The sequence below is a fragment of the Lacticaseibacillus sp. 53-4 genome, from assembly GCF_016861805.1.
Taxonomy (GTDB): domain Bacteria; phylum Bacillota; class Bacilli; order Lactobacillales; family Lactobacillaceae; genus Lacticaseibacillus.
Genome location: NZ_BOLT01000042.1, coordinates 1 through 12,418 on the forward strand (window position 1 = coordinate 1; position 12,418 = coordinate 12,418).

The following is a 12,418-nucleotide window of genomic DNA, read 5'->3' on the forward strand; positions in this document are numbered from 1 at the left end:
TAAAAAAAGAGTACCTAGACCAATTAAGGTCTAGATACTCTCATAAATTATGTTCAACTTCACTTGACGAAGAGCCTGAAAAGTTAGGTGTGTCTGTGCTAGCAGCCTTAACTGTGTTGCCACCCAATGCTGAAACACTAAACAATGTTGCTGCGGCAATGCCAGCAGCAATAAATGATTTCTTTGTACTAGTAGTCATATTGAACTCCCCCTATATAGGTTGTCTAAAATTTTGATATTTGATCGAGCTACTCAACCCACGTATTTTACTCAATCGCTTATCTGTAGCCTATTATATGGGATTTCCAGGGGGAGTCAAAGGTTTGTGATTCAGCGTTCAAGGGTCATAAAACTCGTAATTTCAAATATAATTTTCCCGAAGTGAGCGCATAACAAATCAGCTTACCCACCTTTTCCCGTAACATTTATGTCTTATTCGGCCAAAACCCTTGTGTATCTTGGCTTTACCTATTTTTAGTCTGAAGCGGCCAACTAAATTATGAAGATTCTGTGAACTAAGTATTTTATTTGGTTAATTTGATTATTTTCGTACAAAAATATTTACCAAGATTCTTTTAAATCCCCATCAAATGGCGGTTTGTACACCCTTCCAGCTAACAAAAAAACCACACCCAACGGCGTGGTTAGTGGCATCAGCGGTGGACATCAAACTGTCCGCTTTGATAAACCCAGTATAGATGAGTAAGTTTTAATTTATTTTGACCATATTTTTTATAGCCACCGATTTCCGTAACTTTTAATCCCGCATTACCCGTGACCTGACCACGGTAGCGATAAACCTCCGCCGCACTCGTGGCGTCAGGGTTCTTCTTGAAGTAGTTCTGCACCACCAACAAGTCGTGATACTGCTGCGTCGACAGGGCGTGCTCCGTGGCGTCAATGATCTCACCGCTAGAAAAACTGCTGGCTTTAGCTTTTTTCTTCTTGGTGGTGTCGGCCTTGGTCGTCTTTTTCGCGCTTGAACTTTTGGCAACCGGTTGCTTGCTGCTGGACTGCGCCTGCTTGACCGGTGCGGCGGCACTGAGGCGCGGCATGACGACGCGGTCGTAAACGACCAGCGCGACCAGCGCCAGGACCATGACGATCATCACTCGCCGCGTGCCGCTGATCAGCTTATCCAGCCAGCGGCGGTGCAGCCGAGAATCCGGCAGCTTTGCGAAGTGGACGTACCGGAAGTAGTACACCACGATCAGTAGCAGAATAAGTGCCACCACACTCAGTTCACGATAAAGCGGCACTTGAAAAAAGTGGATAATAGCCCCCATGCCAATCCTCCATCTACCCTAACGGTATTTCCTATCAGTATAGCAGTTCGCCCATTCAATTAAAATAATGATTGAATACGTGTCACCGCTCAGTTGTCGTGCTGCTGGCCGATGCGGTCGCGGCTGTAAACGACGGCGACAATGCCGGACTCCCAGCTGATTGTCACTGGCGTTTCGCCGACAAACTCGTTCGACGCCCAGGAGAACGGCGTCATGCTGGACCAGTCCTTGAGTGGATACTTGGCGCCTTGGATGGTCAGCTTGGCCACTGCAGTCAGCGGTACGATGCCCAGGTACCGATACGCCGGCTGGGCTTTCAGGGTATGGGTGCCGCTGAGGAAAAACTGCACCCAGTTTTGCCCATCCAGCATCTCGATCTGCTCGGTCCACTGCTGAAAACGCAGCTGCGTCGGCAGAAAGAGATTGGACAGGAAGTGATCGATGCGTCCGCCGCTGGCCCCAATCAGCCTCACGCGGTCCGCGCCGGCCTCAAATGCCAGGCGCACCGCCATCTCGGTGTCGGTTTCATCTTTTTCGGGCTTTGCCGTGTGCAGCTGTTTGACCGCCTGCTTGACCTGGGCGAACTCCGCCGCTGTCAGCGAGTCAAAGTCCCCGACCGCAAACTGCGGCGTGATGCCGGCCTGAAGCAGGTGCAGCGTGCCGCGGTCCACGCCGACCCAGGTGCCAGCGAGCTGCTGCCAGTGCTCCGGCAGCAGGCCGACCGGTCCGCCGACCATCAAGTTGAACTGGGTCATTGCGCGGCCACCCGGAGTTTGTTGATCTGCTGAGCCGGTGAGTCGCCTTCCGCGTAGACGTAAGAGCCTGCAACGCAGATGTCGGCCCCGGCTTTGGCGACGCTGGCGATAGTCTGATCAGAAATCCCGCCGTCGACTTCAATAGCGAAGTGCCAGTCGCGCGCGGCCCGCATTTTGGCCAGCCGGGCGACCTTGTCCGCCATGGCTGGCAGGAAGGCCTGACCGCCGAAGCCCGGGTTGACCGTCATGATCAGCACCTGATCCACGATGGGCAGCACTTCCTCGATCGCGGCCAGACTCGTGCCTGGGTTCAAGACGACTCCGGCCTTGACGCCGTGTTCTTTGATCAGCTGCATCGCCCGGTAGATGTGCGGCGTGGCCTCGACGTGGATCAGCATGGTGTCGGCGCCGGCCTTGGCAAACGCCGGGATCCACTGCTCCGGGTCATCGACCATCATGTGCACGTCCAGCGGCAGCGACGTGACCGGCCGAATGGCGGCGACCATCCCCGGCCCAAAGGTCAGATTCGGCACAAAATGCCCGTCCATCACGTCAACGTGGATCATATCCGCGCCGCCTTCCTGAACGGTGCGAATGTCGCGCGCCATGTTGGCAAAGTCTGCACTCAAAATTGAAGGGGCAATTTTCATCGCCAATACTTCCTTTCTAGTTCTTCTGATAAGTCGGCCGCTTGCCTTGAAGCTCAGCCCGAAACTGCATGTAATCGTCGTAGCGGCTTTGCATGATCGTCCCCGCTTCAACGGCGGCCTTCACCGCACAGCCCGGCTCCTTGTCGTGCTGGCAGGAGCGGAACTTGCACTGATCCGCCACCTGGACGAACTCCGGGAAGCGATCGCGCAGGTCGTCCAGGGTGACATCGAGCAGCCCGAGTGACGAGAATCCTGGCGTGTCGGCGACCAGGCCGCCTTCTGCGAGGAACAGCTCGGTGGTGCGGGTCGTGTGCTTGCCGCGATTGAGCGCCTTGGAGATTTCCCCGGTCGCCAGCGTCAGCCCCGGCACCAGGTGGTTGATCAGCGTCGACTTGCCCGCCCCGGTTTGGCCGGTGAAAATGGTGAGCTTGTCCTTGAACGACGCCCGCACTTTTTCCAGCGTGGCTGGTGAAAATGGCGGCACACTGGCGAAGGTCGCGTAGCCAATCTGCTCGTAACTCGAAAGCGCGTCTTGGATCTCGGCCAGCCGCGCGGCGGGCACCAGGTCGGTTTTGGTCAGGTAAATTTCGGCATGGATCTGCTTGCCTTCCAGGTAAACCAGAAAGCGGTCGAGCAGATTCAGCGAGAAGTCGGGCTCGGCTGCGGCGACGACCAGAATCGCCTGGTCAATGTTGGCCACCGGCGGGCGCACCAGCGCGTTCATTCGGGGCTTAAGCCGCAGCAAATACCCTTCGTCGTCAGTGCCGACGCCAGGGGCGAACTCAGCAAAGTCCCCGACCAGCGGGGAAATTTTTTGGTTGCGCAGATTGCCCCGCCCGCGCGTACGATACACGGTCCCGTCAACGGCGATGTCGTAAAAGCCGCTGACTTGCCGGATGATGCGACCCGTTTTTTCGTTAGTCGCCACTGATATTATCCTCCGATTGCACGACGCTGCCGTTGTTTTCAATGCGGTAGGCGCCAGTTTGACCATTTTTCAGCGTGAAGTTCAGCGTGATGGTCTGGTTGGCCGTGATGGTCATCGTCTTATAGACACTGCTCAGGCTGTGGGTGCTGTCCTGCAGGTAAATGGTGATCTGATTGGCCGCATTGCCGCTGGCCCCACTGGCAGACGAGCTGCTGGCGGCCGGCATGTATTCAAGCTGAACTGTCCGGGTCGCCGACTGGGTCTCAGCGCTTGAGGAACTGGAAGCGCTGGCCGGGTCTTGGCCCTTCGAGAAGGTCACACTGATTGAATCCCCGCGCTGTAAGTCGCTGCCTGCCTGCGGATCCTGACTGATCAGCTGTCCGGAAGCCACACTGTCGTTGTAGGCGGTGTTGATCTTAAGGGTCATCCCATGCGCGGTGGCCCAGGCGCTCACTTGCCCCTCGCTTTGCCCGGAAAAATCAGGCATGGCGACGGTCGCGGACCCGCTTGAAACCGTCAACGTGATGGTCTTGCCGTCCGGGACGACACTGATGCCGGGATCCAGGCTCTGCGCCATGATCTCCCCGGCAGGAATCTCATTGCTGGCGCGGCGTTTGCGCTTGACCGTAAAGCCAGCCTTTTCCAGCCGCTTTTTAATGGTCGAATACTGGTCGCCGACGTAATCGCCGAGCTTGTACTTCTTGTCTCCGGAACTGACGATGATGTCGACCGTGCTGCCAGACTTCACACTGCTGCCGGCGTTCGGGTCCGATTTAATGACCTTATCCTTTGCGACCTTGCTGGAAGCCTGCTTGCTTTCTTGGCCCAGCACCAGGTCGGCCGCCTCCAAGGCACTTTCGGCCTGGGTGCGGCTCATCCCGGTCAACTCAGGAACGGTGGCCTCCTTACTGCCGCCGGTCAGCGACAGGACGACAAACAAGATGATGGCGGCCACGATGACGCCGGCCAGCACAAACGGCCAGTATTTCTTCCAACCGTGCTTGGCGGTTTTCTTCGGGCGCTGCTTAGGTTCGTCCGCCGACTTGGCCGCAGCCTGCGACGATGGCGTCGTGGTGGCCGCCTGGACTGGCTGGGCGGATGAACTTGAGCCGACCATCGGCATGACCTTGGTTTCATCAAGGTCCGTCGCGTCCGGGACAAACTTCTCCTCGTGCGCGCGAGCTGATGACAGCGAGGTCTTCAGGTCTGCCGCCATGGCGTCCGCAGACGTGTAACGGTTGGCCGGGTCCTTGGCCGTGGCCTTTAAGACCACGTTCTCCAAGGCCTGCGGGATCCGCGGATCGAACTCGCGCACGCTTGGCATGTCCTCTTGGAAGTGCTTGAGCGCAATGGACACCGCGGAGTCGCCTTCAAACGGCACCGTCCCGGTGAGCATCTCAAATAAAATGATCCCCAGCGCGTAGATGTCGCTTTGCCGCGTCGGCATGCTGCCGCGGGCCTGCTCCGGACTCAGGTAATGCACCGAGCCCAGCAGCGAGTTGGTTTGCGTCATCGAATTGTCGGACAGCGCGACGGCGATCCCAAAGTCGGTGATTTTCGCGTTGCCGTCCTGGTCGATCATGATGTTTTGCGGCTTCAGGTCGCGGTGAATGATGTTGTGATCATGCGCCACCTGAATGCCGGCCAGGATCTGTTCCATGATGTCGATCACCCGCTGGTACGGGATGGGAAAATGCTCGACGATGTACTTTTTCAGGTCGGAGCCGCGGACGTATTCCATGACCAGGTACTGCTGGTCATTGCTTTCCCCCACGTCGTAGATTGACACGATGTTCGGGTGGACCAGCTCAGTCGTCGCCATGGCCTCGCGCTGAAAGCGGCGCTTGGTGTCGGGATCATTTTGCAGATCAAGGCGCAACACTTTGACCGCGACGTCGCGGTCCAAGATCAGGTCATGCGCCAAATAGACGTTGGCCATACCCCCTTCGCCAAGGGTTTTGAGCAGCTTATAGCGCTCGTTCAAAATATAACCAGGTTCGATCATCGCTGCTCCCTCCAATCCTGGTGAATGATCAGCGCCGAGATATTATCCGGCCCGCCGGCCTCGTTGGCCATATCGATCAGCCGCTGGGCTTTGGCGCCCAAGGGCTGCTTGGAGCCGATGACCTTCGCGATTTCATCGTCTTCGACCTGCTTGGTCAAGCCGTCGGAGCACAGCAGCAGATAGTCATCATACTCCATGTCATAAATCGTGACATCGGCGTCGACGTCCTCGGACACACCGAGGCTGCGCGTGATGACGTTGCGCTGCGGGAACTTCTCCGCTTCCTCGCGCGTCAGCTCGCCGCGGCGCACCAGCTCGTTGACCAGCGAGTGGTCCTCGGTGATCTGAATGAGGTGATCGTTGCGATACAAATACGCCCGTGAGTCGCCAATGTTGGCGACCACGAAGCGCGAGCCGGAGATAATCACGGCGACCAGCGTCGTGCCCATCCCCGTGAGGTCAGCATAGTGCTGCGCCTTTTCCAGGATCATCGAATTCTCCTGCTGCAGCTCAAAAATCAGCCACCGCACGATTTTCTCAACGTCGGTGTTCTGCGTCGCTTCAAAGGCGTGGCCGAGGTGCGACACGGCCATTTCCGAGGCGACATCCCCGCCTTGGTGGCCGCCCATGCCGTCGGCGACGATCGCCAGCGTCACGCCTGACGTATTGGCGAACAGGCCAACGTAGTCCTGATTATTTGGCCGTTTACGGCCGATGTCTGTCCGATAGGTGTATTCCATTCGTTCGTCCTACTTTCGCACGAAGCTGGCGATGAAAAAGCCGTCCGTGCCGTAATCGTCGGGAAAAAGCTGCAGGGCCGGCGCATTGTGCGCCCGGTCAAGCGGCCGGTCGACTGGGACCGGCACCTGCACAAACTCGGGGTGGGCAGCTAGGAAGCTGGCCACCACGCCCTGGTTTTCCTCTGTTACCATGGTACACGTACTGTAGGTCAGGCGTCCATTCACTTTTAGTAAAGGTGCGACCGCGTTCAGGATCGCCAGCTGGATCTTCGGCAGGTTCACCAGGTCTTGCGGCTGCTTGGTGTAGCGGATCTCCGGCTTGCGGCGCAGCAGGCCCAGGCCCGAGCACGGCGCATCAACCAGGATCCGGTCAAAACTCTCGGGGTCAAACTGGTCGCTGGCTTCGCGGGCGTCCATTTGCGCGGCGTGCACGCGGTCTTCCAGCCCCAGGCGCTTGGCGTTGTCCTCGATCAGACGCACCTTGTGCGGGTGCAGGTCGAGCGCGACGACTTCCCCGCCTTGTGTGGGATCCAGGTACTGCGCGATGTGAGTGGTTTTGCCGCCCGGCGCCGCGCAGGCGTCCAGCACCCGGCTGCTTGGCTGCACGGCGAGGCTCGGCGCAACCAGCATCGAGCTTTCGTCCTGGATGGTGTAGCGCCCCTCTTCAAACGCGCGCGTGCCGGCGAGGTGGCCGCCGTCTGCGACTAGGCCCACCGGCGTCAGCGCGCTTTCGCGAATGCTGGGGAACTCGGGTTCAAGTTCGGCGGTCACTTCTGCCGGGGTGGCTTTGGTGGTGTTGACCCGCAGCGAGGCGCCGGCCGGTTCGTTGATGGTTTTGAGGATCGACTCGGCTTTCTCAACGCCCAGCTGGTCGCTGAGTTTTGCCACGAGCCATTCCGGGACACTGTACGTGATCGACAGCCGCTTAGTTGCCGGCCGAATTTTCGTCAAGTCGGGCACCTCGCTGCGCTGCAAGTTGCGCAGAATTGCCGTCACGTACTGGCCGATGCCCAGGTTGCCCATTTTCTTGGCGATCTTGGTCGACTCGTTGAAAATCGCCCGGGCCGGAATGCGGTCCAGGTACACCAGCTGGTACACGGCAGTTTGCAGCAGCACGTGCACCCACGGGTCAAGCTTGCGATCGCGCACAAAGGGCTTGAGGTAGTAATCCAGCGTGATGCCATGCTGAATGACCCCGTAAACGATGTTGGTCGTGAGCGCCGCATCGCGCTCGCTGAGGTCACTTTTCTTCAGCTGGGCGTCCAGCGCCAAGTTGGCGTAGCTGCCCTTGGTGGTGACGCGGGTCAGGATGTTAACGGCGACGGTGCGCGGATCAGTTTTCGGCAATGATTTGGTCTCCTTCTTGAATGCTGCGACCAGCTCCGTTCAAAAACGCGGCGATGGGCTGCTGGCCCTTGCCTGCCGGCTGAAGCGTGTTGATGGCAAACGTGGTGCCAGCGCCCGCGGCGACGACCAGGCGCTTTTTGCTGCGCTCAACCACGGTGCCGGGCTTGGCCTCAGTGGTCCCGTCAAGGGGCGTGATGGCCCAGAGCTTGACGCGCTCGCCCAGCAGAGTCACCCAGCCGCCGATTTCCGGCCGCAGTCCGCGGACCCAGTTGTCGAGCTTCTCCGCCGGCAGCGTGATGTCCAGGTGCTCCTGGTCCTTGCTGATGGTCGGCGAGAACGTGACCAGCTTTTCGTCCTGCGGCGTTGGGGCTTCGCCGGCGATGATGTCCGGGAGCTTTTTCATCAAGAGGTCGCGGCCCACCAGGCTGAGCTTGTCAAACACGGTGCCCGTGTCGTCGGCGCGCGTCAGCGGAATGGCGGCCTGCGCCCACATGCCGCCGGCGTCCATTTTCTTGACCATCTGAATCAGCGTGACGCCGGTTTCTTGGTCGCCGTTAATGATGCTGTACTGGATCGGGGCGCCACCGCGGTACTTCGGCAGCAGCGACCCGTGCACGTTGACGGCCGTGATTTTGGCCGCGTTCAGGAACTTGGTCGGCAAGAACTGGCCGTACGCCGCGGTGATGATCAAATCTGGCGCCAATTCGATGGCCTCGGCCAGCTCGGGACTGCCGCTAAGTTTTTCCGGCTGCAGCACCTTCACGCCCAGCTTCAGCGCCGCCTGCTTCACCGGCGACTGGGCCAGCTTCTGCCTGCGCCCCACCGGCCGGTCCGGCTGCGTGACCACCGCCAGCACGTCATACTCCTTGGCGACGGCTTCTAAGATTGGCACCGCGAACTGCGGCGTGCCCATAAAAATTACACTAGTCATATGCTCTCCTTAAATGAATGTCAGAGGTTCCTTGTCGATGCCGACAAAATACCCGTTGCGCGTTCCGACCTGGGTGTCATCCAGAATCTTCGTCAACGTCTGGTCGAGCCGCGGCTCCCTTTTGTACTTGATCACCAGCTGATAAATGTAACGATTCTTGAGCCGGGCGATTGGACCCGGGGTTGGCCCCAGCAGCATCGCAGAAGGTGATAAACTGTCGGTCAGCTGCTTGGCCAGCTGGTAAATCAGCTTGGCTGCCGCTTCCTCTTGCTGATGGCTGACGGTCACCTTCGTGGTGAAGTAGTACGGCGGGTAGTCGCCGCGGTGGCGAATCGCCATCTCCTGGCGGAAGAAGCCTTCGTAGTTTTGCGCCTGCGCGTACTGAATCGCGTAATGATCCGGGTTGAAGGTCTGAATGAAGACCTCGCCGGGTTTTTCGGCCCGACCGGCGCGGCCTGACACCTGCGTCAACAGGTCAAAGGTGCGCTCGCTGGCGCGAAAATCAGGCATCCCCAGCCCGGTGTCGGCATTGATCACCCCGACCAGGGTGACGTCGGGGAAGTCCAGCCCCTTGGCGATCATCTGGGTGCCGAGCAGAATGTCTGCCTCGTGCGCCCCAAACGCCGCCAGGATTTTCTCGTGGCCGCCCTTGCGCCGCGTGGTGTCAACGTCCATGCGCAGCACGCGCGCGTTTGGCAGCAGCTGGTGGAGGCTGGCTTCAACCTTTTCGGTGCCGGTGCCGTAGTAGCGAATCTTGCGCGACCCGCAGCTCGGGCAGACGGTCGGAATGGCTTCCTCGTGGCCGCAGTAGTGGCAGCGCAGCGTGTGGGTGTCCATGTGCAGCGTCAGGCTGATGTCGCAGTTCGGACACTGCACCCGGTAGCCGCACTCGCGGCACATCACAAAGCTGGAAAAGCCGCGCTTGTTCAGCAGCAGCACGCTTTGCTCGTGGCGGTCCAGCCGCAGCTGCAAGGCGTCCAGCAAGACTTTGGAAAAATCGTCCTTGCCGCCTTGCTTGTAGGCCTCGCGCATATCCACAATGTGGACCTGCGGCAGCGGCTGGCGGTTGATGCGCGACGGCAGGCGCAGCAGCGTGTACACCCCTTTTTCCGCCCGGGCGCGCGACTCCAAGCTCGGGGTCGCGGATCCCAGAATCACCGGGGCCCCGAAAGTCTGGGCGCGGTGCAGCACCACATCGCGGGCGTGATAGCGCGGCGCGTCGTCCTGCTTGTAGGAAGTTTCGTGCTCCTCGTCGATGATGAACACGCCGATGTTGGTCAGTGGCGCGAAGGCCGCCGAGCGCGCGCCGACGACCACTTGCGCCTCGCCGCGCTGAATGCGGCGCCACTCGTCAAACTTTTCGCCCTCAGACAGGCCCGAGTGCATGACGGCAACTTCGCGGCCAAAGCGGCCCTTGACGCGGTGCACCATCTGCGGCGTCAGCGCGATTTCAGGCACCAGCATCATGGCGTTGCGCCCTTCCTTGAGCGCTTCGGCGATCACCTGCAGGTACACCTCAGTTTTGCCTGAGCCGGTGACCCCTTCAAGCAGAAAAGTCTTGGGGGCCTTTTGCCGCACTGCAGTATCAACGGCGCCGACCACCTTGCTTTGGTCGGCAGTCAGCGTCAGCGGCTGCGTGCGCTCGCCGTGGTCCAAGTCGTCGTAAGGCGCACGGTACACCTCGCGGGTATCCAGACGCAGCCAGCCCTTTTTGGCGGCTGCGTGCACCGCGGTCCGGTCGACCTCACCGCGCTTGACAGCTTCAGCGAGCACCGGCTGACTGCCGGCATTGACCCACGTCCTCAGCGCGGTGATCAGCTGCAGCTGCTTGGTCGCGTTGGCCCGCACCCCTTCACGCAGGGTGGCATATTCGGCGGCGGTTTTCAGTGGCACCACGACCTGCTCTGTTTTGACCTTGGCGCGATCCTTGCGGGCATACTGCAGCGTCAACGCGTCTTGGTCGATCAGCCGCATCACCTGGGCCGACACTTCGGCAGGCGTGTGGCTGTCCAGCACCAAGTGGTCCTGATCGCCCAAAAGCGCCTTGGCCTCGGCTGTGGGCTGGCTGCCCAAGGTGACACTTTTGATGGTGTCGACTTTCAGCATCGCCGGCAGCATCGTTTGAATACAGGTGATCCAAAAGGCATAAGTCGTTTGGGCCAGCCAGTGGGACAGCGCCAGGGTCTCTTCGTTCATGACCGGCGCGTAATCAAGCGCGGCGATGATGGGCTTCAGTTCACCTTCAAAGTCCGCATGATCGGCCAGTGCCACCACCATGCCGGAAACTTCACGCTTGCCTTGGCCGAACTGAACCCAAACGCGCATCCCCGGCTGGATTCGCGCTTCAAGCGCCTGCGGAATGGCATAATCAAACGGCCGATCCGTTTGCATGGTCGGCACGTCGACAATCACTTTTGCAACGGTCATGCCCGCACCTCCTGAATCCGGCGCAAGATCTGCTGCGCCAGTTCAAGCTTCGGGCCCTGGGCCAACTCAATCGGCGCCTGGCCCGGCTGAAGCAGCGTGACGACATTATCGTCGCGGTTGAAGCCTAGGCCGTTGCCGACGCGGTTGGCGATCAGCATGTCCGCCCGCTTGCGCGCCAGCTTGGCCTGGGCATTTTTCAGCAAGTCATTCGTTTCGGCCGCAAAGCCGGCGACGAACTGGTGCGTTTTGCTGGCCCCCAGCGCCGCCAGAATATCGGGATTTTGCACCAGATCCAGCGTCAGGCCTTGCTCGCCAGTTTTCTTCAGCTTGCTTGAGGCGACCTCACGCGGCCGATAATCCGCCACTGCCGCCGCCATCAGCACAATATCCGTCTGGGCAAAGCGGGCCTGAACTTCGGCATTCATCTGCTCGGCGGTGTCAACTTTTTCCACCTCGACTGCCGGCAGCGTCACCTGGTGTGCAGTCGTGATCAACGTCACCTTTGCGCCAGCCGCAGCCGCCGCGTTCGCCAGGGCCGTGCCCATTTTTCCTGAGGAATCATTGGTCAGGTACCGTACCGGGTCCAGGCGCTCGCGCGTGCCGCCGGCGGTGACCAGCACCTTGACCCCGCGCAAGTATTGGTCGCTGGTGGCAAGTGCCGCAAACATTGTGATCACCGCTTCATCGGGCATGCGGCCTTGGCCGGTGTAACCCTCGGCCAAAAAGCCGGTCGCAGGCGGCAGGACCTGAACGCCCATGTCCTGCAAGTGCGCCACGTTGGCCTGGGTTTGGGGATTGGCCCACATTTGGTCATTCATGGCCGGGACCACGAGCTTCAGCCCGGAAAAGGCCAGCAAAGTGGTCGTCACGACGTTATCCGCCATGCCCGCAGCCATTTTGGCCAGCGTGTTGGCCGTCGCCGGCACCACCAGCGCCAGATCCATCCAGCGCGCAAGCTCGACGTGGGCCACGTGTTCGGGCGCCGCAAACTCGGCGTCATCGGTCAACACAGCATGCTTGCTGACGGTTGCCAGGCTTTGCACGGTCACGAAGTTTGTCGCTGCGGGCGTCACCGCCACGCGCACCTCAAAGCCCGCCTTGATCAGAAGGCGTACCAGGTTAGGCGTTTTGTATGCGGCGATTCCGCCAGTGATGAACACACCGATTTTCTTTGCCATGAGTCAGCCTCCGTTTCGTCCTTCATTATAGCAAACATTACCCGCCAAGAAGTTTTGGCCCTGAGCGACCTGATTTTGACGGCTTTGAATGCAGAAATAAAAACCACCCGTCGAACGGGTGGTTTTCTCTGGGGCTATAAGCCCCTGTTGCTGGCTGCGTCTCAAGGCGCT

Annotated in this window: 11 protein-coding genes; 1 reads left to right on the plus strand and 10 read right to left on the minus strand. The window is 59.6% G+C overall.

The genetic code is table 11. The features are described from left to right. The coding region (locus tag JUF21_RS10910) for a hypothetical protein (protein WP_203664615.1) at window positions 1–236 on the plus strand (236 nt) is incomplete at its 5' end. A 417-nt stretch (window positions 237–653) separates the two neighbouring features. Here the strand turns inward: JUF21_RS10910 and JUF21_RS10915 are convergent. The 10 genes from JUF21_RS10915 to coaBC all read right to left on the minus strand — a co-directional run bounded on the left by JUF21_RS10915 (window position 654) and on the right by coaBC (window position 12,247). After that, window positions 654–1,286: a hypothetical protein gene (locus JUF21_RS10915; protein WP_203624798.1), complete on the minus strand. Its 633-nt coding sequence runs from the start codon at window positions 1,284–1,286 to the stop codon at window positions 654–656. Window positions 1,287–1,375: 89 nt separating this feature from the next. Then, window positions 1,376–2,041: a thiamine diphosphokinase gene (locus JUF21_RS10920; RefSeq protein ID WP_203624797.1), complete on the minus strand. Its 666-nt coding sequence runs from the start codon at window positions 2,039–2,041 to the stop codon at window positions 1,376–1,378. Beyond that, window positions 2,038–2,691: a ribulose-phosphate 3-epimerase gene (gene rpe, locus JUF21_RS10925; RefSeq protein ID WP_203664617.1), complete on the minus strand. Its 654-nt coding sequence runs from the start codon at window positions 2,689–2,691 to the stop codon at window positions 2,038–2,040. The genes JUF21_RS10920 and rpe overlap by 4 nt, the downstream gene beginning before the upstream one ends. A 16-nt stretch (window positions 2,692–2,707) precedes the next feature. Further along, on the minus strand, window positions 2,708–3,619 hold the full coding sequence (gene rsgA / locus JUF21_RS10930; RefSeq protein WP_239061409.1) for a ribosome small subunit-dependent GTPase A: 912 nt from the start codon (window positions 3,617–3,619) through the stop codon (window positions 2,708–2,710). After that, entirely contained in the window at window positions 3,609–5,624 is a 2,016-nt protein-coding gene (pknB, locus tag JUF21_RS10935; protein ID WP_203624794.1) for a Stk1 family PASTA domain-containing Ser/Thr kinase, read from the minus strand. The genes rsgA and pknB overlap by 11 nt, the downstream gene beginning before the upstream one ends. Then, window positions 5,621–6,364, minus strand: coding sequence for a Stp1/IreP family PP2C-type Ser/Thr phosphatase (locus JUF21_RS10940; RefSeq protein ID WP_203624793.1), 744 nt, complete (start codon window positions 6,362–6,364; stop codon window positions 5,621–5,623). Before JUF21_RS10940 ends, pknB begins: the two co-directional genes overlap by 4 nt. A 9-nt stretch (window positions 6,365–6,373) precedes the next feature. After that, window positions 6,374–7,711, minus strand: coding sequence for a 16S rRNA (cytosine(967)-C(5))-methyltransferase RsmB (gene rsmB / locus JUF21_RS10945; RefSeq protein ID WP_203624792.1), 1,338 nt, complete (start codon window positions 7,709–7,711; stop codon window positions 6,374–6,376). Continuing rightward, entirely contained in the window at window positions 7,698–8,642 is a 945-nt protein-coding gene (fmt, locus tag JUF21_RS10950) for a methionyl-tRNA formyltransferase (protein ID WP_203664619.1), read from the minus strand. Before fmt ends, rsmB begins: the two co-directional genes overlap by 14 nt. Window positions 8,643–8,651: 9 nt before the next feature. Next, window positions 8,652–11,069, minus strand: a complete 2,418-nt coding sequence (priA, locus tag JUF21_RS10955) for a primosomal protein N' (RefSeq protein WP_203624790.1) — start codon at window positions 11,067–11,069, stop codon at window positions 8,652–8,654. Next, window positions 11,066–12,247 carry a bifunctional phosphopantothenoylcysteine decarboxylase/phosphopantothenate--cysteine ligase CoaBC gene (gene coaBC, locus JUF21_RS10960; protein ID WP_203624789.1) on the minus strand — a complete coding sequence of 394 codons (1,182 nt, stop codon included), beginning with the start codon at window positions 12,245–12,247 and terminating at the stop codon, window positions 11,066–11,068. Before coaBC ends, priA begins: the two co-directional genes overlap by 4 nt. Window positions 12,248–12,418: the final 171 nt, after the last annotated feature.